The sequence below is a fragment of the Rickettsia conorii str. Malish 7 genome (genome assembly GCF_000007025.1).
Classification (GTDB): Bacteria; Pseudomonadota; Alphaproteobacteria; order Rickettsiales; family Rickettsiaceae; genus Rickettsia; species Rickettsia rickettsii.
Map to the genome: position 1 here is coordinate 1 of NC_003103.1, position 23,055 is coordinate 23,055.

Sequence of the window (23,055 nt, forward strand, 5' to 3'; positions counted from 1 at the left end):
ATGACAAAGCTAATTATTCACTTAGTTTCAGACTCTTCCGTGCAAACTGCAAAATATACAGCAAATTCTGCCCTTGCACAATTTACTTCCGTAAAACCAAAATTATATCATTGGCCAATGATTAGAAATTTGGAATTGCTAAATGAAGTATTAAGTAAAATAGAATATAAACATGGGATAGTATTATACACGATTGCCGATCAAGAACTCCGAAAAACTTTAACGAAATTTTGCTATGAATTAAAAATTCCATGTATTTCTGTAATAGGTAAAATTATTAAAGAAATGTCTGTTTTTTCAGGTATTGAAATAGAAAAAGAACAGAATTACAATTATAAATTTGATAAAACTTATTTTGATACACTTAATGCCATAGATTATGCTATAAGACATGATGACGGACAAATGCTTAATGAATTATCAGAGGCTGATATAATATTAATAGGTCCTTCTAGAACTTCTAAGACACCGACTTCCGTATTTCTAGCGTATAACGGTTTAAAAGCTGCCAATATTCCTTATGTTTATAATTGCCCCTTTCCTGATTTTATAGAAAAAGATATAGATCAATTGGTAGTAGGACTCGTTATTAATCCAAATAGGTTAATTGAGATAAGAGAAGCTAGATTAAATCTATTACAAATTAACGAAAATAAAAGCTATACGGATTTTAATATAGTACAAAAAGAGTGCCTAGAAGTCAGAAAAATTTGTGATCAAAGAAATTGGCCGGTAATTGATGTGTCGACTAGATCAATAGAGGAAACAGCAGCTTTAATAATGCGAATATATTATAATAGAAAAAATAAATATAATAAATAAAAGATTTTCATTATTTACAAGTAGAAGCCTGTACTTTATAATTTTATTTATAAATATAGATGTTGTCCATATGAATCCGAAAGCAACACTATGTCATTCCTAGCTAAAAGCGACTTTGTTGCATAGATTGAAAAACCTACTCGATGTCATCCCCGCCTACACGCGGGAATGACATAAAAGCCATATGGACAATGCTGCAAAAACATAGAGGAATTTATGGCAAATAACGTAATGGATAGCTCTTTTAAAAAGGAAGTATTAGAATCGGATTTACCTGTATTGGTTGATTTTTGGGCAGAATGGTGCGGACCGTGTAAAATGTTAACACCGATAATAGATGAAATCAGTAAAGAATTACAAGGCAAAGTAAAAGTACTTAAAATGAATATTGATGAAAATCCTAACACTCCTTCAGAATACGGTATTCGTAGTATTCCAACGATAATGTTATTTAAAAATGGTGAACAAAAAGATACTAAAATAGGTTTGCAACAAAAAAATTCTCTTTTAGATTGGATTAATAAATCTATTTAATATTTATTTTATGTCACTTAGCTATCCAAAAGTATTTATAGAGATAACTAATGGTTATGTTGAAGGTATTGATACTCATAAAAGAGCTCAAGGTTTAAAGCATTTCTTCTTGAAAAAAGGAGTCTCTCTTTCTCCAAATATACCTATATTAAACAATATTAATTTTTCTTGTTATGAGGGAGAAAAAATAGCTTTTATAGGGAGTAACGGTTCGGGAAAAAGTTCGTTTCTAAAGTTAATCGCCGGAATATATCCGTTAAAATCCGGTACAGTCAAAGTTCATGGAGATATTGCGGCAATTATAGATATGGGAGTTGGTTTTGAGTCTGAGCAAACTGGTCGTGAAAATATTAAAATGTTAATGCTATATAATAATATGCTGGATAAATATAGCAAAAAAATTGAAAAAGAAATTATAGATTTTTCAGAACTTGGTAGTAAAATTGATTTACCGATAAAAATTTATAGCTCCGGTATGTTATCACGTCTTGCTTTTTCTGTATCGATATTTCAAAATCCGCAGATTCTATTACTTGATGAAGTTTTTGCGGCAGGCGATAGCTATTTTATAGAAAAATCTCTTAGTTTAATGAAGAATAAATTTAAAAATACTCCTATTTCAATAATAGTAAGCCATCAAGAAGAAATTATAAAAGATAATTGCGATAGATGTATTTTATTAAAAGACGGCAATATTATAGGTGATGGTACACCATCGGAAATGTTTAAAATCTATAACCAACAACAAGGAAATTCATAAATGATAAAGTATTTTTTTTCTAAAAAATACTGGCGAGCAATAGCATTACTAGTTAAAGCTTCTATAATTAGGCAAAATAAAGATTCTTTTTTAGGTTCTTTATGGAGTTTAATTCAGCCTTTTATTCACATAATGGTAATTTCATATTTTTTCGGTTTTTTATTAAGACAGCCGAGAGAATTTATGGTAATGAACTTAGTCGGCGGTATTCCTTTGTGGAGTTTTATAGTAAGCAGCTTAACGATGTGTTCAAGTTCTTTAGTTACACGTGATCAAATAATAAAAAAAGTTAGAATTTCTAAGACTTTTTTTCCTGTTGCGGATAGTTTAGGGCAATTATATACTTTAATTTGCTCATTTTCGGCAATGTATTTTGCTTTTATTTTATTATTTCCAGAAAAATTTTCTTGGCAAATAATATTTATGCCGATATTAATTTTGCCCTTAATAATATGTGTAATTAGCGGTTCTATCGCAGTAGCATTTTTAACGCCGTATATTCGAGATATTCCGCAAATGTTGAGTGTTATTCTTGGAGTTATTTATTGGAGTATACCGATAGTTTATCCATATTCGCTAATTCCGGAGTCTAAAAAGATATATTTTGAATTTAATCCGTTCTTTTTAGTTATAAGACCCGTACAAGCGTTGGTGATTGACGGAACATTACCGGATATGATGCTGATAGTTAAGTCTATTATAGTTGCATTTATTACTGTTTGTATCAGTTATTTAATTTATAGACAATTTTCTAAAAGAGTTATTTATTATTTATGAAACTTGGTTTTAATCTAGATTTTAATGAATTAGATTTAACCGGACTTAAAAAATTAGATCAAATATTTTTAGATTATCTCTTTAAAGCTGATAGATCTTTGCATAAAGATTTAATGTTATTTAGATCGACTCCTCTCTCCATTATTCCAAAAGATTATTCCGAATTTTTGCTAAAAATTTCCCCTCATTTAGACGATTTTTTAGCAGAGTTATTTTGTATTTCAAAAGAAATAACGATATCAAGGTTAAAACATAAAGATTTTGATATTATTTATGAATGTAAAAGAAAATTTGTTCAACGTGTTGCCGTAAAAAAATATCCACCGGAAAAAATAAAAGATATTGATTTTGAAGATGTGTATTTAAAACTAACTGATTTAATAGGTGCGAATTTTACTTCTAGAGAATTTGCCAAACAAATAATTATATGGCAACAGGCAGAAGAAAGTTTTGCAGAAGAATTAGACATAGCAGCTAGGTATGCTGCGTATAGGGTTTATTTGTGTGAGGGTATCAAGCCACAGGATAACATCCTATTCAACCTCCCACAAAAACTAGATAAAGAAAATCTAATAGACGATGAAAAAATATTAAAATATCAAAAAAATGAGAGAGTAGATTTTGACTATACAGATTCTTTTTTAAATCTAGATGAAGCTTTAAACCATTCTCATTATTGTATTTATTGCCATAAGCAAGATAAGGATAGCTGTTCTAAGGGATTACTGCAACCTCAGAACCGTCATTGCGAGGAGCGAAGCGACGTGGCAATCTCAGGAGATTTGACGAGATTGCCACGCTCCTTGCAGTCGCTCGCAATGACGGATTTAAAACAAGGCTGCCCATTAAAACAAAAAATTTCTGAAATGAACTATGTTAAGGCACAAGGTTTTAACCTAAGTGCTCTTGCTATTATCGTTATTGATAATCCGATGGTTGCAGCAACAGGTCATAGAATTTGTAATGATTGCTCAAAAGCTTGTATTTACCAAAAGCAAGATCCGGTAAATATCCCATTAATAGAATCAAATATTTTAGAAGAAACACTTAAATTACCTTACGGCTTAGAGATATATTTACTGCTTACTCGTTGGAATCCGCTTAATATTTATGCACCGCTTCCGAAAGAACCTACTAATTATAATATTTTAGTTACCGGTCTTGGTCCTGCAGGTTTTAGTCTTAGCTATTATTTATTACGGTCAGGTCATAATGTTGTGGCTATTGACGGTTTAAGAATTACTCTACTGCCTTTTGACGTTCATAAGCCTATAAAGTTTTGGCATGAATATAAAAATTTGTTATCGGAAAGAATGCCAAGAGGATTTGGAGGGGTAGCGGAATATGGGATTACTGTTCGGTGGGATAAAAACAATCTCGATATATTGCGGCTAATATTAGAGAGAAATAATAATTTCAAATATTATGACGGAGTAGCTTTAGATTTTAATATAACGAAAGAACAAGCTTTCGATTTGGGTTTTGACTATATAGCTTTTTGCATTGGAGCAGGTCAGCCGAAAGTTTTGGATATAGAAAATTTTGAAGCTAAGGGCGTAAAAACGGCTTCTGATTTCTTAATGACTTTGCAAAACGGAGGGGCATTTTTGAAAAATTCTAGTACTAATATGGTAATTAGGATGCCGATTGCGGTAATAGGCGGCGGTCTTACTTCCTTAGACGCAGCAACGGAAAGTTTATATTACTATAAAAAACAAGTAGAGGAATTTGCCGAAGATTATATAGAAAAAGATTTAACGGAGGAAGATAAAGAAATAGCTGAAGAATTTATTGCTCATGCAAAATTGTTTAAAGAAGCTAAGAATAATGAAGAATTAAGAAAGGTTTTTAATAAGCTTGGGGGTGCTACTGTCTACTATCGTGGAAGATTGCAAGATTCGCCGGTATATAAATTAAATCACGAGGAGCTAATATATGCATTAGCACTCGGTGTTGATTTTAAGGAAAATATGCAACCTTTAAGGATTAATGTTGATAAATACGGTCATGTGGAATCTGTGGAGTTTGAGAATCGAAACCGTCGTTGCGAGCAGTCAAAGACTGTGTGGCAATCTCAGGAGTTTGGCTTAACAAGATTGCCGCGTCAATGCTACGCATTTCCTCGCAATGACATCAAAACCAAAACCGTGATTATGGCAATCGGTATAGAAAATAACACTCAATTCAATGAGGATAAATATAGCTATTTCGGTGATTGTAATCCTAAATATTCGGGTAGTGTAGTGAAGGCTCTTGCTAGTACCAAAGAAGGGTACGACGCTATTAACAAAAAGCTTATAAATAATAATCCTAGATTTAAAGGTAGTTATAAAGATTTTTGTACGCAGCTTGATTATTTGCTGACTTCTAGGGTTAATAAAATAAATATTTTAGATGATAAAACTTTTGAGTTGATAATTCATTCGCCGCTTGCTGCTAAAAATTTTAAGTTCGGACAGTTTTTTCGCTTACAAAATTATTCTGAAGATGCTGCTAAGTTAATAGAGCCTGTAGCCTTAAGCCCTATCGATATTGATGTAGAAAAAGGCTTAATTAACTTTATAGTTTTTGAAGTCGGTAAATCTACTAGCTTATGTAAAATATTATCCGAAAATGAGAAAGTAGTTTTAATGGGACCGACAGGTTCGCCGCTAGAAATACCTCAAAATAAAAAAATAGTTATTGTTAATTTCGAAGTCGGTAATATAGGCTTATTAAAAGTTCTAAAAGAAAATAATAATGAAGTTATATTTGTTACCTATCCTGATATAAAAGTCCGTAAATTAGTTTCAGTGGATATAGTAATAATTAATGCTTCTCCTGAAATAATAGAAGAATTGCAAAGTCTAAAAAATGAAATATTCAGTGAAAATACAAAAATAATAGTTAGCGTTAATTCACCGATGCAATGTATGATGAAAGGAATTTGTGGACAATGTATTCAAAAAGTTAAAGGAGAGCAGAAATATATTTTTGCATGTAGCCAGCAAAATCAAAATGCAGAAATAGTTGATTTTAAGAGCTTGAAAACTCGTTTACGCCAAAACTCTTTGCAAGAAAAAATGAGAAAATTAGTGGCTAATTTATCCATAATTTAATATAATAGCTTCAATTAACTCTTATAGTTGTTCAGGTGATAATTCACCAATTTTTTTGAATTTTATCACTTCTTATAGCACTAATTTCATCAACCATAATATGAGATTCTAAATTAAAACCATTTAGCTCTGTAGGAGTTAATAACAGGTGAAAAGTTGTGGGGCATCTATTAAATCCATTGTGAAGGCAAACTGTTATACTGGGATGATTTTTATATAAATTAGATTGAACAACAACAGCGGGGCGAGGTTTACCATAATCTCCAGATATTACACCAAGCAACAATATATCTTTTTTTAATTTCTATTATTTCCATTCATCTAACCAACTTTCTTCATTGTGTTTTAACCATAAGTTGGCATCAGGATTGTTTTCTTTACTAGCTAATAAGGATTGACGTTTAGCTTCTTTGGCTAGGTCTGAATTTTCTAGTTGTTTAAGATATGCTTCACTAATTATCCAGCTTTTTTCACGGTGTAAATCATAAGTTGCTTTTTCAAGTTTTTTACTTAAATTTATTTCTAAGCGTATACTAGTCGTAATACTTTTTGTCATTTTTATCCTCCTTATAATATTTAATTGTAACACAAAGTGTTACATATCGCTAGTTAAATAAATTTACTTCTCAAAACGACAAAATGCTCTATTACTATCTTGATTAAGAAAATCGATAATTTGTATTACTATAGAATTATTGTTATATTTCTCAGCAACTTGTTTTATACGCTCAGCAAAATTACCTTCACCTGAGAAAATTTCTTCGATAGCTTTTAAAGCACTTAAAGACTTTACTTTATCAAACCCTTTTCTATTCATACCGATTAGATTTAAGCCCTCAAGCACCGCACGTTTGCTACTTACAAGCCCAAACGGTATTACATCTGCTCCGACCGGCGATAGCCCGCCGATCATCGAATATTCACCGATTCTAGCATATTGATGTACGGCAGACAGTCCGCCGATTATTGTATAATCACCTACCCCAATATGACCTGCTAGGCTTACATAATTAGCAAATACTACATTATTGCCGATTTTACAATCATGACCTATATGGACGCCGACCATAAATAAATTATTATTTCCTACTCTTGTCATCATTCCGCCTCTTTGGCTTCCTGCTTGTACCGTAACATATTCTCTAATAGTATTATTAGAGCCAATTATCGTGCTTGATCGCTCATTAGCATATTTTAAGATTTGTGGAGGTTGACCTATTGATGCAAAAGGATAGATTACGGTATTTTCGCCGATTTCGGTAATCCCTTCAATTACTACATGGGATTTTAGCTCGACATTGTCATGAAGCACAACTTCAGGACCTATAATACAATACGGTCCGATTTTTACGTTTTTACCAAGCTTTGCACCTTCTGCAATTACAGCTGTAGTATGGATATTAGAATTTGACACTATGTCCCTATGTTTTATCTTTAATCATTGCGGTAAACTTACTTTCTGTAGCTATTTCACCTTCGACCGTAACCGTACTTGAAAATTTCCATACGTTAGCTCTTTGCTGATCAATAACAGCGTGGATATGCATAGTATCCCCCGGCTGAACAATTCTACGAAATTTTGCATTTTCGATAGTCATTAAAAACACTTCTTTATTCTTAGTAGAACCTAAAGATTTAGCAACTAATATAGCAGCTAATTGTGCCATAGCCTCAACCATTAGAACACCGGGCATAACAGGCCTTGCCGGAAAATGTCCTGTAAATTGCGGTTCGTTAACAGTAACGTTTTTAATACCTGTTATTGATTTGTTAGGATCGATTTTAAGTACTCTATCTACTAATAAAAATGGATAGCGATGAGGTATCCAATCCATGATTTCGGTAATATCTATGATCATTTATTTAGATCTCTTCTTTAATGTAAATTTTCCGTCATTGCGAGGAAATTATGAAATAATTGACGAAGCAATCTAGTAAAAAGTACTAAAATCAGCACTTTTTGCTAATTTTTTTGGATTGCCACCGTAGCCTATGGCTGCCCACAATGACGACTCAGGTATTCATGCAACAACAAAGCTCTTTTCAATAGCAAGCTACTTTTTTAATTTGCTATTAGAGGTCTTTAGTAATTGTTTCATAATAATAGATTGTCTATGCCAATCCATAATAGGAATTGCAGGGCTGCCGCCGACAATTTTACCTGCTTCTATATTTTGTGCTACACCGCCTTGTGCCGCTACCTGTGCCCCGTCGCCTATATTTAGATGTCCGGCGATTCCTACTTGCCCTCCAAGAGTACAATATTTACCGATCGTGCTACTTCCTGCTATACCTGTTTGTGCTACGATAATAGAGCCTTTACCTATTTTGACGCCATGCCCTATTTGTACTAAATTATCTATGCGGCATAAATCTTTTATAATTGTATCTTGAAGTGATCCTCTATCAATAGTAGTGTTTGCACCAATTTCAACATTATTGCCGATTTTAACTATTCCTATATGAGATATTTTGTGATGTACGCCTTTTTCGGTAGAAAATCCAAACCCGTCCTGTCCAATTTTTGCACCTGCAAGTATTACGACGTCGTCGCCTATAATTGCATAATTTATTGAAACATGTTGTTCTATTCTAGCGTTTCTGCCGATATTTACTCCTCTACCTATAAAACTTCCAGCTTCTATAATACTATTATCACCTATAATAACATCGTCTTCAATAACTACATTGTGACCTATATAACAATTTTTTCCGATAGTCGCCGAATCTGCAACAATAGCGGATTTCATTATTTTAGCAGGGTATGATTTAATAGGAGCATAAAAAAAATCTATTAATTTGCCGTAAGCAAAATATGGGTTCTGGGCGTGTAATAAAACAGTGTTTGGATTTGCTTCTCCCGTAAAATTTTTCGGCACTATACAAGCAGCAGCTTTGGTAGTTTTTAAAAATTCGGAGTATTTAGGATTGCTTAAAAAGCTAATATCATTTGGTGATGCTTCCTGCAGAATTTTAATATCATGAATAGCTATATCTTCATGAATCTTAGGAGGTGCTATAATATCGTGTAAAAAATCTATAATTGCTGTTAGTTTTCGTGGCCCTAGATTTTTATAAAAATTACTACTTACCATATAACTTTAAGCAAATTAATCATTAGCGACAGTATATAAGTGATAGTTTTATTATGCAACAAAATTTACAGGTGGAATAAAAGGTATTGCTAAGTAAAGAATGATGTCGTCATTGCGAGCAGCCGTAGGCTTGCGTGGCAGTCTCATGAAATAATAACAAACTCCTGAGATTGCTTCGTCAATTGCTATGCAAATTCTTCGCAATGACGGAAAAACCGATCCACGCAACAACGTCTACTTGATTGTAAGATCTAGGAAAAAAATAGATAAAAAGTCACAAATATTAATTTACGTTTTATTAAGAAGAATTAAATTAATATATTGTAGCTATTTTTTGTTACTGAATTATAAAGCTTTTTTGAAATAGAAGTAGCTATTTTAGTACAAATCTTATCAATATAATTTATCCTTATTAACCTAAAGTTAATTAAAATTACAAAAATAAGTTTACAGATGCAATAGAAATTTAATTGAAGATATAAAATAACGGGATTTAAAGTGAGGAATAGTGGTGGCCACGGTTGGAATTGAACCAACGACACAAGGATTTTCAGTCCTTTGCTCTACCGACTGAGCTACGTGGCCGTATATACTCGATGAACTTGAAAATTTGACTTCGTCGTCTTTGTAAGTCCTCGGATACTCACGTATTAGTATACGCTCCGCTCCTCGGCTTACAGACTCCTTGCTCTTTTCCAAGTTGATCTTCGTCTATACTATTCTTTCATTTATTAGGGTGTAAGGAAATATAACTTAAGCTTATAATAGATTAATCGGCTTTTGTCTATTCTTAATTAGTAATATTAGACAAAAATACTTAATTATGATATCATGAGTGTTTATTTTTATAACGGTTTTTATGATCAAAATCGGCAATATTGAGCTTTCTTCAAATATTATACTAGCTCCAATGTCAGGTGTTACGGATTTGGAATTTAGAAGATTAGTGAAAAGATTTGGTGCAGGGCTTGTAGTTTCTGAAATGGTAGCAAGTAGAGCAATGATTGTGGAATCTAGGCAGTCACTAAAAAAAAGTGCCATTATGCGTGATGATGCAACAAGTGCTTGCGTACAGCTAGCAGGCTGTGAGCCGAATGTGATAGCAGAAGCTGCTAAAATGAATGAGGGTATGGGAGCAAAAATTATCGATCTTAATTTTGGCTGTCCGGCGAAAAAAGTAGTAGGCGGTTATTCAGGCTCGGCTCTAATGAAGGATGAGCAGCTGGCAGCTAAAATTTTTGAAGCTACCGTTGAAGCGGTTAAGCTGCCGGTAACTGTTAAAATGCGTATGGGTTGGGATGATAATACGAAAAACGCTCCGACTTTAGCCAAAATTGCTGAAAGCTCAGGTGTTCAGATGATTACCGTTCATGGTAGAACTAGATGCCAGTTTTATTCCGGTAATGCCGATTGGGATTTTATACGATCAGTTAAAGAATCGGTAAAGATTCCGGTTATTGCTAATGGTGATATTACTAATTTTGCTAAGGCAAAAGAAGCCCTACAAAAATCTGGTGCAGACGGTATTATGGTCGGTAGAGGAGCATATGGCAAACCTTGGCTTATTTCACAAATTGATCATTATCTTAAAACAGGTGAAGAAAAATCTGCTCCCTCTATAGCAGAGCAGCTAGATATCGTAACCGAGCATTATGAGGCAATACTTGATTATTATGGTGAATCTGTGGGCGTACCTATTGCACGTAAGCATATTGGCTGGTATAGTAGCGGTTTACCGAATTCAGCAGAGTTTAGAGGTGCTGTTAATTTAATGAACGATCCTCTAGCCGTAAAAGAGAAAATTGCGGAATTTTATACGAGCGTTATGGAGACGAATAAATTAAAAGAATTTTAAGTTTTATTTTTGTAATATTGTTTTTTAGTTTAAGCTATGCAAGTGAAAAAGCAGTAATTATAACTGATTATAAACCGGTATTTTTGCCTGTAATTGCTGAAAATAAAAAAATAAGAATTGCTATTCGTTCTTATTTAAATAATGAAAAATCATATTTCGTTTTAGTAGATCCGAATTCTTTTAAAACTGAAATAGCCCTACAAGAGCTGGTAATTTTACCTACGAATAAAATAGAAAAAGAAAATCTTCTAAAAAAATTAAGTAAAACTCCGTATATTAAAGTTTTAAATAAATATAGCTCTACACCTTATATACAACAAAATTACGGTGCTACGAGTAGCATGTATAAAGTAAAAGGACAGTTCTTGACAATTGACATGTGTCCTTCTTCCAAAAGCTTTGAAAAAGATTTTTTTAAAAAGCTCGTAGAATTATCGATCAAACTAAATAAACCTATTCCGATTGCTATATGTGTTTCAGGATTATGGATTAATAAGCATACAGAAGAATTCTTATGGTTATTAAAACAACAAGAAAACGGTTATTTACAAATAACATGGGTTAATCATTCATTTAGTCATCCTTATTTTAAAGATAAACCTCTTGAAGATAATTTCCTTCTTTCCAATAAAGATGATTTTGAAAATGAAGTATTAGAAGCAGGGAAAATATTAGTAAGTTATAATATTGCTCCGTCACCTTTCTTTCGTTTTCCTGGATTAGTTTCCGATCAAACATTAATAGAAAAATTAAAAGATTTGGGATTTATTCCGCTTGGGAGTAATGCATGGCTTGCTAAAGGCGAAAAAGTTCAAAATGGTTCTTTTATATTGGTACACGGTAATAGTAACGAAAAAGCCGGAATAGATTTAATTATGCCGATGTTACCGGAATTAAAATTACTTCCTATTGAAAAGGCGTTTTTATTACATGACAATTGATTAGTTAGATATTAATAATACGGTAAGCTCATAGTTGTTCTTATATCACATGAAGAATATGAGAAAATTAATCAGCTTGAAGATATGTATTGGAAAATGCGAGTAAAAGTGGTTTTTTATCAGAGGAAGAGAGTAAGGATTTTTTAAATATATTAAATATCTTTCTTATAGGAAAAAGAAATGATGGAAAAGTTTATAAATTAGTTAAAAGAAAAATTAAATAGTTCATAATTATAACTTAACTTTTCTAGTAGGGCTTTTATCTCTTTGAATATCAAGTTTTGTATCGAATAGCGGAGAATCTTGTAAAAAATCAATAAGGGAAGATTCTTGTGAATTTTCTTTATGATTTGTTATTATACTACATAAACGTTTATTATTATCTAATGCTTCTAGATTTACTTCGATTAAAGGCGGAGTAAGTAAATGCTTAATAATTTCAGACCATTCTATTAAAATTAAATTGCCGTTTAATGCCTCTTCAAATCCAAGTTCATAAATTTCTTCAGGTGATTTAAGACGATACAGGTCATAGTGATATATAGTGAAGTTAGATGCTTTATAAGTTTGCAGTAAGTTAAAAGTAGGGCTTATAATGCTTGTATTTTCACCGCAAAAATATTTAATAATTTCACGACAAAAAAATGTTTTACCTGCTCCAAGGTCACCGTTAAGTAAAACTATATCATTTGGTTTTAAGCTTTGTGCTAAAAGCTTTGCAAGCTTCTTTGTCTCTTCTTCGCTATTTAGTGTATGCATTTTTTAACTTGATAAATCATTTGTAAATATTGATTCTGAAAAGTGTTGGAACCTATATTCTGCACATTCCAGTTTTCGCTATTTAATATTATTATTTTAGCGTTTAATTTGTCGTATAATCGTGAATTTTGTTCATTACTTAAAACAAGACATTTGTTATTAGACTCTTTAATTAAATCTTCTAGCTTGCTTATATATCGGAGGCTTTTTTGACTTTCGCTATATAATTTTGCAGTTTTAATATTAGTATTAAGAAAAAAATACTCGCTACTGTCACTTAATAAAATTACGTCTTTTATCGTTGCAAGCTCATTATTTTTAATCTCTTGTAGCTTATTTAATTCTTTAAGTGCTGTTGAAAGGTTATTATTAATATCTTCTTGTAGCTCAGGAAATTTTTCACTAAATATTTGTGCAAATTCCTGTAGTAAAATCACAGCATTATTAAGATCAAGCCAAATATGCCAATTATCTTTTATAGTGGTTAAAGATTTAATATCACTGATTTTTATAATGTTTTTGCTATGATTATCAATTAATTTCTCGGCAAAACCGTCAAATTGTTCATTAATATAAATTGCTATATCAGAATTTTTGACTTTTACTAAATCACTAGGTTTTAAATTATAATGATGTGGACAGTCACTACTAATAGCTAAGCTCTCGATATCCGCTTTATCCTTAACAAGCATCGAAACAATGCTGCCGATTGGCGTAATACTTACAACTATCTTAGGCGTAGCATAGCTAGTAAGGCTGAGGAATGTAAGGAATAGTAATGCTAGGTATGTCATCTCTGTGAAGGCTTGCTTGCGTTGATACCAAATCGTCATTGCTAGCGACTGAAAGGAGCGTGGAAATCTCAGGATTTTGGCACGAGATTGCTTCGTCAAAATTTTCAATTTTTCCTCGCAATGACGGTTTGACGTACTAGCTCTCATAATTTCGCCAACAACTCTAATTTACTAGGTTTAAAATCCTGCTCTATCCAAAAATTTTTTAGATATTCTAGTTTTGCTCCTATTTTTTTTTTTTCTATATTCATATTTAACAAATCATTACCGTTTACTTGGAATTTAGGACGTAATAACGCATCATATTTAAGAATAAATTCTTTTACTTGTGAATGATTTAATTTACCGATTATTCTAGCTGCTAATAAATATTCCTTATAATTCTTTTTTTCAAACCAAATTTTTTTCATGTTAAATTTAGCGTCATTCAGAAAGTTCGTTATTGATAATATTTGCATTGCTTCATGTTTTGAGAATTTCCAATCTAGAAAGACCTTTAAATTTAAATCTTTTTGACAATATAATAAGAGTGCATATCGAGTAACTAATTCTAATTTAAAATCATTTGCCTGCTCAAAAAATTTTATTTCATAATTTTGGATAGAGAATATTAGTTCTAATATTCCTATTTCAAACATAGCTTTTAAAATTTGTGCTGCTCTTTTTGAAACAATAATTTTATCCATTTCGCTTTTAATTCGCTCTCGTGATAAAGTTTTTAAGCCGTCTTTTAAAGCTTTACATGCTTTAAAGTTGCCATCATCAAGCTGATTCGCATAATAGCTAGAAAACCGAAAAAAGCGTAGAATTCGCAAATAATCTTCTTTAATTCTATCTAGAGCTTCCCCTATAAATACAACCTTTTCCTGCTGCAAATCCTTAAACCCTTCAAAATAATCATATATCTCGTTCTTAAAGGGACAATAGCTTAAAGCATTAATAGTAAAATCTCGTCTTGCGGCATCTTCGGCAAAATCGTTGGTGAATATTACTTTGGCATGTCTGCCGTTACATTCAATATCTTTCCTAAGAGTCGTGATCTCAAATTTTTCATTATTTAAAGTAGCCGTAATCGTGCCGAATTTTAAACCGGTCGGAATAGTTTTTATTTTAGCTCCAGATAAAATATTTGTTACTTCACTAGGTGTCAAATTAGTAGCTATATCTATATCGCAGCTACCTTTCTCAAGTCGATCTCTTGGATAACTTGCTTCTAAAGGTAATTTGTACGTTGATCCGGTACTCGAATCCTCACGTACGTTTATGTACATTGCGATTCTGCGTTCCGTGTCTCCTTCAAATTCCTCTTTATTAGTTTTGTTATGCAAGAGATCTAGTAACGCATCACGTACGCAGCCGCCTATAAGTCTTGCTTGTCCTTTTTCATTTAAGAGACTCAAGATTTTTCTATATCCTTTTGAGGGGATTTTTAGTATTTTGTGTGTAACTTGCATTATTCGATTTTACCTAAAGTATCGGATAGTTTTTAAAAAGACTTTGATGTCATCCTAGCTAAAAACTGGACCTTGTTATATGGCTCGTTTATGTCATTCCCACTTGGCATTGTTGTGTGGATACTTAGTCGTTATTGCAAGCGACTGTAAGGAGCGTGGCAATCCAGAAAAATAATAAAAAAATGTTAAAAACTAGCATTTTTTACTGGATTGCTTTGTCAAAACTTACAGTTTTTCCTCGCAATAACGACTAAGTATCCACACAACAATGCCAAGTGGGAATGACATAGAACAAGAACAGTCCGGTACTAAGATTTTACGTACATTCCTTTTTATTGCAAAAGATAAGTATAATAGGGCTTTTTTTTTAATCTTTATTAATCGTTATTAAGCTCCCGCGGCATTTAGATTTATAATTGAGATTAATATGAATTTCGGCTTTCTCACAATGATTATCTTTATTAATGACAATTTTTTGTCCGTAGTTGGTTAAAAAATATTATTCTCTAAAGGTAACACCATACTATCTTTTTGTCCAAACCAATTAGCCCAGTAAGTTCTATTGAAAGCAGGTATTTTATCAGCATGTATTACTAGTTTATTTTCTCTATCTTTAACGCCTACCGCCATATGATTTGCATCAAATATTAATTCTGGCTTTGGGGAGTAGGACATAAATATAAAAGATATTGCCATGATTGCAAGACCAAGCAAACGCCAAGCAGTTTTCCATATACAAAGCCAAAAAAGCCGAATAAAAAAGAGTAATATGCTGAAATTGTAATATAACTGAAATACTATACAGCAGCCGGTAAACTATTAAAATAGGCGGCTGATTTTATTATTATATCAATAAAGAATCCCATAAGCTTTAGGATATAGTTATCAAACCCGATCATGGTAAAAGGCAGAGATAACAAAGCAAGAGGCATAAGAAAAAATAACGTTATTGGAACGACAATGAGGTTAGCTGGTACTGAGTAAGTAGCAAATATAAAGAATTGATTAATTACTACAGGTGCCGTTATGATGCTTGCTAAGAAGCTTGAATAAATATTTGAGGCTGTATAAAATTTTACTGCTCCAAAAATGCCTTTCTTTTCTCCAAGTAACCATGAATTCTTTAAGTAAAATTCATAACCGGCAACAAGCGATAATACGGCGATAAAAGATAATTGGAAACTTGGATGAAAAATATATTCGGGATTTAACGATAATATTATAAAAGCCGCAATTGCAAGTGAATGAAGGGGAAAGCAAGAGCGTCCGATAAATATAATACCGTAAATAAAAATTGCAGCAGTAATAAAAGCTCTAGTCGCTGCTTGCATACCGCTTAGTTCTAAATAACCAAAGCTTCCTATTAGCGAACAATAAGCAGAGATTAATTTTATATTGAAATTATATGCCAAATAATTTGAAAGATTTAATAAAAACCTTGTAGTAAGGAAAATAATCATCACAACTAAAGATAGATGCAATCCTGAAACACAAAGCACGTGTGATATACCGTTTTGCCTCATATCCTGCATTATTTGCCTGTTTAAACCTTTTGTCTTGCCAAGTAATATTGCAGCTGCAAAAGTCCCTTTATCTTTTCTATTAAATTATTATAAATATAGGAACGCACTCTATAAATAAAACTATCAAAATTTGTTTCATTACGTTCTATAATTTGCGGCTCAGACATCGCATAGCCGTTTGCTCCAATATCCGATAGATAAGCGTAAAAACCAAAATCATAACCCTCGGGTAGTATACTATTTTGCGGCTTATAGAGCTTAGCAAGCAAAGTAATTCGGTGATTTACCCTAATTTCTTGTATATATTTTTTCGGTATACTAATTTTTTAACTTTTTGTAAGTTACGATTAATTTTTTCTATCTTTATGCGACTTAATACTACTTATCCTCCTATAATAGTCGGTTTTATCGATTCTATTTTACCGCTAATTTTAGTGATGATAGGTTTATAAAGCATTTCGCTATGTAAATTTGTTACACGATATTTAGAGATGAATATGCCAAAAATAAAAGCAATAATCATTCAGTAAGTAAACTGTAAAAATATATTAGAATTTCTAGTAAAGGTTAATATTAAACAAACACAAAAGCGAAAAATAAACAATAATACTGTAAATAAAACTAACAAAATACCAAATATCAAATATTTAAATTATTATACTCTGTTTCCAAAGTTATTTTAAAATATCGCAGTATTTTCTATCAAAAGTTAAAAATGCATTATAGATTATAGTTATATCTGTTATATTTTCAATAATTAGAACAAAATTCTCTTGTAATTATAAATTAAGATAAATTAACTTATATATTGCTTTTTATTAACTTATTTATTATAATGTCCAACGTTATGTACATGAAATTTTAATTTAAATTGAGATATTTGTAATGAATAAGTTAACAGAACAACATTTACTAAAAAAATCAAGATTTTTAAAATATTCTCTGCTTGCCTCTATTTCAGTAGGAGCTGCAATACCTTTTGAGGGTATGGCGATGAGTAAAGAAGCATTTCGTATCGATCTCAGTAATAAATTGTTGAATCACGTGTCACAATTAAACGGATACAAAGATACGACAAATAATACCCCGCAGCAGATAGGAAAAGTAATTGTATCGGAACCAAAAATAAACACATATACTCCATCTGAAATAAGAGAAATGAAAATATCCAACAAACCTAAGGCATCTAATCCATTAAAAGATGTTCCTATAGAGGATCATTATAAAGTGGTAGCACGTAGTAAGTCTGATGTCGGGACAGCAAGAAAAGTACGACCAATTACTAGATGCAAAACATTTGCAGGCATTGAAAAAACAGAACAAAGTCAAAATACTTATACTCCTGAATCGACAGAACAAATGCCTCAAAAACCAGAGATTATAATAACAGCGTCTTCGCCTACTGTTAGCCCAGCTTCAAATAGTTTTATCACTGCACCTAATACACCAAATACTACCCTGACATCACCTGAACATTATACTACGGCACCTGGTACTCCATCATCAACACCGGCGACTCCGTATCAGTCTACTTCAGATTCTAAACCAAATGATAGTTTAGGAGCTAATACACCACCAAACATAAACACAAACTCAAAGGCAGTACGAAGATTATCATTTAGCAGTAGCGGCCCGCAACAACAGGCAGTGCAATCTAGCTCACAGGTTAAATCAGAAGTTCCTCCGAAGCCGACATTTGTACCGTTGCCTATAAAAAAAAGCAGTACTGAAATTGTAGCAGGAATGGTAAGTAATATATCACGAGTTAATGAGATGATAGGAATCAAGTTAGCTGAAGTAACACAGGCTATTGATACCACAGATAAAAAAGATAAAGAACGATTGCAGAAGTTGTATACGCAGCTAACTTCAACACAAAAAACAACAGAAAAACTCAAGTCAAGAGCTGAAGAGATAGAAACAAAAATCAAAATAGGTGAAAATAAAGATAAAATAAAGAAACTTGAAAAAGAGTTAACAAGTAAAAACAATAAAGCAGATAGATTATTTCAGAAAATAGAAAAAATAGATATTCCAGCAAATAAAGTTTCGATAAAATCGCAGGAAACAGTTCCGGTTACAACGGCGTCAACCGAAGTTAGTGCGTTTCAAGCACAGCAAGCAAGAATTAATGAGGCTCGGCAAGGTGTATTTAATAAAAATAAATCAAGCGGAGGTAATGCAAGAAAAAGTAGTGCTGGAACAAAAAGAGAAAAGAAAAAACAAGAAGCACAAAAGCAGTTATCAGAAATAAAGAAACAAGAAAAAGCTATAAAAACGGCATCAGATAAAGCTAAAGAAGTAGCTGCTAGTGCGAAAAAAGAAACAAGTAGAACGGCATTACGAGCCATGCAAGATAAAATGAATGGTGATTCTGAACAATTAAATAAGATAGAGGAAAATCTAAAGTTATTAACTCCTGTTGTTTATAATAGTTCTACCGGTCCTACTTATAAGCAGTCGCCAAAAGCAACGCCAACTATACCATTAAGTCATGGGGTTCAGAGAATTTTAGGTGAACAACCAGAGGATGAAGAGGGGTACTTAGTGCCAATAAAAGTTCAGCAGCAACCTTATCAAGAAATAGAGGACCCTATTCCAAGTCATTCAAAAGATATTTATGAGGCTAAGGTTTCACAATACATTAATTATTTGAATAGCATACAGCCAAATCAGTCAAATCAAGCTCAAATAGATAGTGTAATAGATGGTTTAGCAACAGAAATGAGAAAGTTTAGTGCAGATCAATTTAGTCAAAAATTAGGTGAGATTGCACATCTTGCCAGTATAAAGGCATATGAAGGTTTGTTCGAGAAGTTATATGAAATTCAGCAAGCTAGAATTCTAGAAACTCAAAAAGTATATGAGCAAGCGGAAATATCTCAGTCTTATGCAGAGTATGAAGAGAATTCAAGAAAAAGCAGTATTCCAGTATTATCACGTTCGTCTTCAGCTAAAAGTGTAATATCATCAAATTTTGAAGAAAAATCAGCATTGTTACAAACCACAACTACAGATGAAAGCTTGAGATCTGACAACAATTGGAAAAATTCTGCACCATATTCTTCAAGTCCAAAGCTTGATAAAAGAGGATTAGAATATTTAGATTTAGCTGGCGACGCGTTCGTTCAGAATCTAAAACAACCTGATACGTTAACTATAGAAACTCTTGGTTTAATAACGCCAACACAAAATACAACTGTTGCTAAAAGTGACTCATCGAGGAAAAATAATGTAAGTGGAAGTATTTCGGAGATACAACAACTGCAATCAGAAAAAATGCGTACAGAAACTTTAGGTGTGCAGGATGATCTAGGGCTAGATTTACATTATACACCTCAAGAAACTTTAACTGAAAAAAGTACCTATTTAGTTTCTAGTAAGAAAAAACAAGGTAATATAATAAAGAGAGCTGTATCAAAAGTAGGGTCAATTTTGCAAACAAATTATGCAGAGAACAGAAGAAGGAAAAGAGATGGAGAAACCTCAAAGCAAAGAACAGTAGATCAAGAGGGAGAATTTGGCCACGCTTGGGGAAATGAGAATCATAAGGAGTCTAGTTTAAGTGTAGTTAGTGGATGCATAAAAAAGGCAACTCAGCTTATAAGCCTTTTAGATGCAAAGAGAACCGCAATACTGCAAACAACCAGTCCTTCACAAAGAAGATCAGTTAGTTTAGTTTTACAGGAAATAGAAAATGATTACCGAGAAGCAATTAAGATCTCTCAAAAATTACAGCAGGTATTAATACGCAAACCGGAAGATATAAAAGCTTATAATGCAAAAGCAGAAAAAAAATTGGATGCTATTAAAAGCAGAGCAGATAAACACTTTAATAATATAGAAACAGATGTAGATGTTGGATTTAATCCAAATGGGGGAAATAGTCATTCTATGCCAACTGCTAATATGGATATCTTACCAAAAAATTTAGCTGTAACCCCACCTACAAATGTAGGGTCACTATATAACTCTCCGCAAGCTCAACAATTTCAAGAAGATCATAAAAATATTATAATAAATGATAGATCACAAGGTAGACTAAATTTGGTTGATAGTACTATAGTAAGAGAACTTACAGATGTAGATGCTTCAATATATAATACTGCTCCTCCTGAGGTATTAAAAGAAGCTGAAGCTTTACTTGATAGATCACAAGGTAGACTAAATTTGGTTGATAATACTATTAAAAAAGGTACACAGCCATTATCTAATTTATCTACTATATATGAGTCGGTTAGTTATGAGAATTTAGCATCAGAAACAATATATAAGACAGAGCAACCTAAGCCATCTATAAGTTACACGAATACTAGTAAACGAAAATTACCTATACCATTATTCAGAAGTGCCGAGCTTGACAAGAAATTAGAGTATTTGGATTTAGAAGATAAACTGTTAGAAGTAGAGGAAGCTAGAATAGTTAAGGAAAAGGAAGCTATTGCCAAATTGAATCAATATCAAGATCCAGAAAACCTAGAATTTAAGCGGTTAGCTATGGAAGCACTAGACTTATCTTCAAAAGAATCACAATTAAAACAAAAAAGGAAAGCCATAGAAGCAGAATTTTCTTTAAATGAAAAGTCTTCAAGCACAGATGTATCAATATTACGTTCCTATTCAATTGATGACATAAGCGGTGTACTTAGTGATGCAGAATCAAATCTATCCCGTTCACCTTCGGTTAGTGGCTTAGAGGATTTAAACAATTCTAATGTTATGCAATTAGAGGAATTAAAATCTAAACATGAAAAAATAGCCAATGATTATAATAAGGAATTGGAGTTAGATACTTTAAATAAAGAAAAGATTTGGTTAGAAGGGGAGATAAAGCATCTAGATACTGAATTTAAACCTAAGGTAACTGAGAGTAAGCCGGTATTTTCATGTTCATCTTCAGTTGGTAGCATAAACAGCTTCTCTAATGATGATGATTTGAGTAGTCGTGATGTTGTAACTCCGGTAGATACTCTAAATATAGAAATTAATAAAGATTATGTAGATACCTATATAAGAGTATTAAGCAATAAAATACAAAAAATAGAAGAAATACAAAAAATAGAAGAATTGTCTGGCTCAAGTTCTAGAAGTGAGGAACTTAATCATATTAAAGAAGCAATGGCTTATATAAGTAATCGTATACAGGATGTAGAGGAATTAGATGAAAAAATGCTTTTAGCAATAAATGCACAATTACAAGAACATGATGAAAAAATTTCTTCGTTACTTCGCGAAGAAGCTACAGATATTCTTGCTCAGTTATTGCTACAAGAAATGTTAGTGTCGGATGGTAAATCAGAATCTACCTTACCTGCAGGAGATGAAGAACAAGAAGACACAGAAGTAAGTAGACAATTATCTTCATTACCTGCACTTGCATCAAGTAATGAGAGTGCATTAGCATTAAGTGACGATAGAGAAAAGGAATGTTTAGCATTAGGCGATAGTAGCGAAGATGAAGAAAGTTATGATTCAGGGTTTGAAGAGGAAGAAGAAACAATAGGGCAATTATCCGATTCCGATGGGGATAATCTTAAAATAACGGAAGTTGATACGGTTATTCCTCTTGAACAGGAAGCAAAAAAAGAAATGCAAACGCAAATTTCAGAAAACGCTCCTACTTTAAATCAAGCGAAAGTTGTTAATACTATTGTAAATAATATGATTCGTAACAGATTAGATGCATCTATGAATATGTCTAATAATATGGTAGCAGTGGGAGCCGGTGATGAAGAAGAGTCTCATATAAAAAGAGGTTTGTGGATGCGTGGTATGTACGGCACTAATAATCATGGACGCGTTGAGAATATGACCGGTTATAGAGGTACTAACAAAGGTGCTACTATCGGGTTCGATGCTGAAATCGACAATAATATCGTAGGTATAGCTTATAGTAATGTTCATTCAGTATTTAAATTTAAAAATAGTAAAAATAATGATAAAGAACTTATTAATAGTCATGTGGTTTCTATTTACGGACAAAAAGAATTACCGAAGAATTTTGCACTACAAGCTTTAGTATCTGCTTCTAAAAACTTTATTAAAGATAAAACAACTTATTCATATGGTGATACTAAAATTAAAAGTAATGTAAAACATCGTAATCATAGTTATAATGCGGAAGCATTACTGCATTATAATTATCTTTTGCAGAGCAAGCTCGTTATTACCCCGAATATCGGCTTAAGATACGGGAAGTCACGAGACGGGGTATATAATGAAACCGGTGTTAACGTACAAGAAATAGCTCTTACAATGAAAGAGAATAATATATTGTCCGGAATTGTCGGTACTAAAGTCACAGTACCTTTAAAAGATGCTCTAAAATTTAATAATTTAGGTCTAATATTCCAAGGAGCGGTAGAACATAATTTTAAAGAGAAAACCCAAAGAATAAATAGAGTTGTTAAAATATTTGATAATACATTCAAACATAATTATCTAATACCGAAGCAACCGAAAACATCCTATAATTTAGGAACGGGTATTATAGGCAGTATCAAAAATACTACTATTTCGTTGGATTATAATTATTATCTAAATAAACATTATAGAAGTCATCAAGGTAGTGTTAAGCTTAAGGTAAACCTATAATTTTTATACTTGCAATATTTGCAAAGGTGTTATATAAAACTTCTAACTT

At 32.2% G+C, this 23,055-nt stretch carries 20 protein-coding genes and 1 tRNA gene; 8 read left to right on the top strand and 13 right to left on the bottom strand.

The features are described from left to right. The 5 genes from RC_RS00005 (at position 1) to RC_RS00025 (ending at position 5,991) form a co-directional block, all read left to right on the top strand. Positions 1-822: a pyruvate, water dikinase regulatory protein gene (locus tag RC_RS00005; RefSeq protein WP_010976691.1), complete on the top strand. Its 822-nt coding sequence runs from the start codon at positions 1-3 to the stop codon at positions 820-822. Between the two features lie 216 nt (positions 823-1,038). Next, positions 1,039-1,356: a thioredoxin gene (gene trxA, locus RC_RS00010; protein WP_004997015.1), complete on the top strand. Its 318-nt coding sequence runs from the start codon at positions 1,039-1,041 to the stop codon at positions 1,354-1,356. Between the two features lie 10 nt (positions 1,357-1,366). After that, the gene (locus RC_RS00015) at positions 1,367-2,116 is read left to right on the top strand and encodes an ABC transporter ATP-binding protein (RefSeq protein ID WP_004997012.1); all 750 of its coding nucleotides are present in this window, start codon (positions 1,367-1,369) and stop codon (positions 2,114-2,116) included. After that, entirely contained in the window at positions 2,117-2,893 is a 777-nt protein-coding gene (locus RC_RS00020; protein ID WP_010976692.1) for an ABC transporter permease, read from the top strand. Further along, the gene (locus RC_RS00025; protein WP_010976693.1) at positions 2,890-5,991 is read left to right on the top strand and encodes an FAD-dependent oxidoreductase; all 3,102 of its coding nucleotides are present in this window, start codon (positions 2,890-2,892) and stop codon (positions 5,989-5,991) included. The genes RC_RS00020 and RC_RS00025 overlap by 4 nt, the downstream gene beginning before the upstream one ends. Positions 5,992-6,034: 43 nt before the next feature. Here the strand turns inward: RC_RS00025 and RC_RS00030 are convergent, their stop codons facing one another. The 6 genes from RC_RS00030 to RC_RS00055 all read right to left on the bottom strand — a co-directional run bounded on the left by RC_RS00030 (position 6,035) and on the right by RC_RS00055 (position 9,671). Beyond that, positions 6,035-6,274, bottom strand: coding sequence for a type II toxin-antitoxin system PemK/MazF family toxin (locus tag RC_RS00030; RefSeq protein WP_014410250.1), 240 nt, complete (start codon positions 6,272-6,274; stop codon positions 6,035-6,037). A 24-nt stretch (positions 6,275-6,298) separates the two neighbouring features. Next, complete coding sequence (locus RC_RS00035) at positions 6,299-6,547, bottom strand: hypothetical protein (RefSeq protein ID WP_041471704.1); 249 nt, start codon at positions 6,545-6,547, stop codon at positions 6,299-6,301. A gap of 63 nt (positions 6,548-6,610) precedes the next feature. Then, on the bottom strand, positions 6,611-7,405 hold the full coding sequence (gene lpxA, locus RC_RS00040; RefSeq protein ID WP_010976696.1) for an acyl-ACP--UDP-N-acetylglucosamine O-acyltransferase: 795 nt from the start codon (positions 7,403-7,405) through the stop codon (positions 6,611-6,613). Positions 7,406-7,412: 7 nt separating this feature from the next. Continuing rightward, positions 7,413-7,850 carry a 3-hydroxyacyl-ACP dehydratase FabZ gene (gene fabZ / locus RC_RS00045; RefSeq protein ID WP_010976697.1) on the bottom strand — a complete coding sequence of 146 codons (438 nt, stop codon included), beginning with the start codon at positions 7,848-7,850 and terminating at the stop codon, positions 7,413-7,415. A 195-nt stretch (positions 7,851-8,045) separates the two neighbouring features. Continuing rightward, positions 8,046-9,086: a UDP-3-O-(3-hydroxymyristoyl)glucosamine N-acyltransferase gene (gene lpxD / locus RC_RS00050; RefSeq protein WP_010976698.1), complete on the bottom strand. Its 1,041-nt coding sequence runs from the start codon at positions 9,084-9,086 to the stop codon at positions 8,046-8,048. Between the two features lie 509 nt (positions 9,087-9,595). Beyond that, positions 9,596-9,671: transfer RNA gene (locus tag RC_RS00055), tRNA-Phe, on the bottom strand. Between the two features lie 274 nt (positions 9,672-9,945). On the opposite strand from RC_RS00055, the gene dusB reads away from it, so the two are divergent. Then, the gene (gene dusB / locus RC_RS00060; protein ID WP_029374420.1) at positions 9,946-10,941 is read left to right on the top strand and encodes a tRNA dihydrouridine synthase DusB; all 996 of its coding nucleotides are present in this window, start codon (positions 9,946-9,948) and stop codon (positions 10,939-10,941) included. Further along, the gene (locus RC_RS00065) at positions 10,926-11,882 is read left to right on the top strand and encodes a polysaccharide deacetylase family protein (RefSeq protein ID WP_100206883.1); all 957 of its coding nucleotides are present in this window, start codon (positions 10,926-10,928) and stop codon (positions 11,880-11,882) included. Before dusB ends, RC_RS00065 begins: the two co-directional genes overlap by 16 nt. A gap of 231 nt (positions 11,883-12,113) precedes the next feature. Here the strand turns inward: RC_RS00065 and tsaE are convergent, their stop codons facing one another. The 7 genes from tsaE to RC_RS09520 form a co-directional block, all read right to left on the bottom strand. Then, a complete protein-coding gene (gene tsaE / locus RC_RS00070; protein WP_010976701.1) occupies positions 12,114-12,641 on the bottom strand; it encodes a tRNA (adenosine(37)-N6)-threonylcarbamoyltransferase complex ATPase subunit type 1 TsaE in 528 nt (175 codons plus the stop codon). Beyond that, positions 12,629-13,582 (bottom strand): metal ABC transporter solute-binding protein, Zn/Mn family, encoded by a 954-nt coding sequence (locus tag RC_RS00075; RefSeq protein WP_010976702.1) that lies wholly within the window; start codon positions 13,580-13,582, stop codon positions 12,629-12,631. The genes tsaE and RC_RS00075 overlap by 13 nt, the downstream gene beginning before the upstream one ends. Further along, positions 13,579-14,889 (bottom strand): palindromic element RPE1 domain-containing protein, encoded by a 1,311-nt coding sequence (locus tag RC_RS00080; RefSeq protein ID WP_010976703.1) that lies wholly within the window; start codon positions 14,887-14,889, stop codon positions 13,579-13,581. The genes RC_RS00075 and RC_RS00080 overlap by 4 nt, the downstream gene beginning before the upstream one ends. 489 nt (positions 14,890-15,378) lie before the next feature. Next, the gene (locus RC_RS00085) at positions 15,379-15,585 is read right to left on the bottom strand and encodes a hypothetical protein (RefSeq protein WP_014362268.1); all 207 of its coding nucleotides are present in this window, start codon (positions 15,583-15,585) and stop codon (positions 15,379-15,381) included. A 101-nt stretch (positions 15,586-15,686) separates the two neighbouring features. Then, positions 15,687-16,412, bottom strand: coding sequence for a ComEC/Rec2 family competence protein (locus tag RC_RS00090; protein WP_041471705.1), 726 nt, complete (start codon positions 16,410-16,412; stop codon positions 15,687-15,689). Between the two features lie 20 nt (positions 16,413-16,432). Further along, a complete protein-coding gene (locus RC_RS00095) occupies positions 16,433-16,681 on the bottom strand; it encodes a hypothetical protein (protein WP_010976706.1) in 249 nt (82 codons plus the stop codon). A 113-nt stretch (positions 16,682-16,794) separates the two neighbouring features. Beyond that, positions 16,795-16,935: a hypothetical protein gene (locus tag RC_RS09520; protein ID WP_014410261.1), complete on the bottom strand. Its 141-nt coding sequence runs from the start codon at positions 16,933-16,935 to the stop codon at positions 16,795-16,797. Between the two features lie 362 nt (positions 16,936-17,297). Here RC_RS09520 and RC_RS00105 point away from each other — a divergent pair, with 362 nt between their 5' ends. Then, positions 17,298-23,006 (top strand): autotransporter outer membrane beta-barrel domain-containing protein, encoded by a 5,709-nt coding sequence (locus tag RC_RS00105; RefSeq protein ID WP_010976707.1) that lies wholly within the window; start codon positions 17,298-17,300, stop codon positions 23,004-23,006. Positions 23,007-23,055: the final 49 nt, after the last annotated feature.

What these genes read in the sequence shown, in the direction of transcription:
- RC_RS00085 (WP_014362268.1), bottom strand. Translation starts at nt 15,585, where the DNA reads ATGGCAATATCTTTTATATTTATGTCCTACTCCCCAAAGCCAGAATTA.
- RC_RS00035 (WP_041471704.1), bottom strand. Translation starts at nt 6,547, where the DNA reads ATGACAAAAAGTATTACGACTAGTATACGCTTAGAAATAAATTTAAGT.
- lpxD (WP_010976698.1), bottom strand. Translation starts at nt 9,086, where the DNA reads ATGGTAAGTAGTAATTTTTATAAAAATCTAGGGCCACGAAAACTAACA.
- tsaE (WP_010976701.1), bottom strand. Translation starts at nt 12,641, where the DNA reads ATGCATACACTAAATAGCGAAGAAGAGACAAAGAAGCTTGCAAAGCTT.
- RC_RS00105 (WP_010976707.1), top strand. Translation starts at nt 17,298, where the DNA reads ATGAATAAGTTAACAGAACAACATTTACTAAAAAAATCAAGATTTTTA.
- dusB (WP_029374420.1), top strand. Translation starts at nt 9,946, where the DNA reads ATGATCAAAATCGGCAATATTGAGCTTTCTTCAAATATTATACTAGCT.
- RC_RS00080 (WP_010976703.1), bottom strand. Translation starts at nt 14,889, where the DNA reads ATGCAAGTTACACACAAAATACTAAAAATCCCCTCAAAAGGATATAGA.
- RC_RS00090 (WP_041471705.1), bottom strand. Translation starts at nt 16,412, where the DNA reads ATGAGGCAAAACGGTATATCACACGTGCTTTGTGTTTCAGGATTGCAT.
- RC_RS09520 (WP_014410261.1), bottom strand. Translation starts at nt 16,935, where the DNA reads ATGATTATTGCTTTTATTTTTGGCATATTCATCTCTAAATATCGTGTA.
- RC_RS00025 (WP_010976693.1), top strand. Translation starts at nt 2,890, where the DNA reads ATGAAACTTGGTTTTAATCTAGATTTTAATGAATTAGATTTAACCGGA.
- trxA (WP_004997015.1), top strand. Translation starts at nt 1,039, where the DNA reads ATGGCAAATAACGTAATGGATAGCTCTTTTAAAAAGGAAGTATTAGAA.
- RC_RS00015 (WP_004997012.1), top strand. Translation starts at nt 1,367, where the DNA reads ATGTCACTTAGCTATCCAAAAGTATTTATAGAGATAACTAATGGTTAT.
- RC_RS00005 (WP_010976691.1), top strand. Translation starts at nt 1, where the DNA reads ATGACAAAGCTAATTATTCACTTAGTTTCAGACTCTTCCGTGCAAACT.
- RC_RS00075 (WP_010976702.1), bottom strand. Translation starts at nt 13,582, where the DNA reads ATGAGAGCTAGTACGTCAAACCGTCATTGCGAGGAAAAATTGAAAATT.
- RC_RS00020 (WP_010976692.1), top strand. Translation starts at nt 2,117, where the DNA reads ATGATAAAGTATTTTTTTTCTAAAAAATACTGGCGAGCAATAGCATTA.
- fabZ (WP_010976697.1), bottom strand. Translation starts at nt 7,850, where the DNA reads ATGATCATAGATATTACCGAAATCATGGATTGGATACCTCATCGCTAT.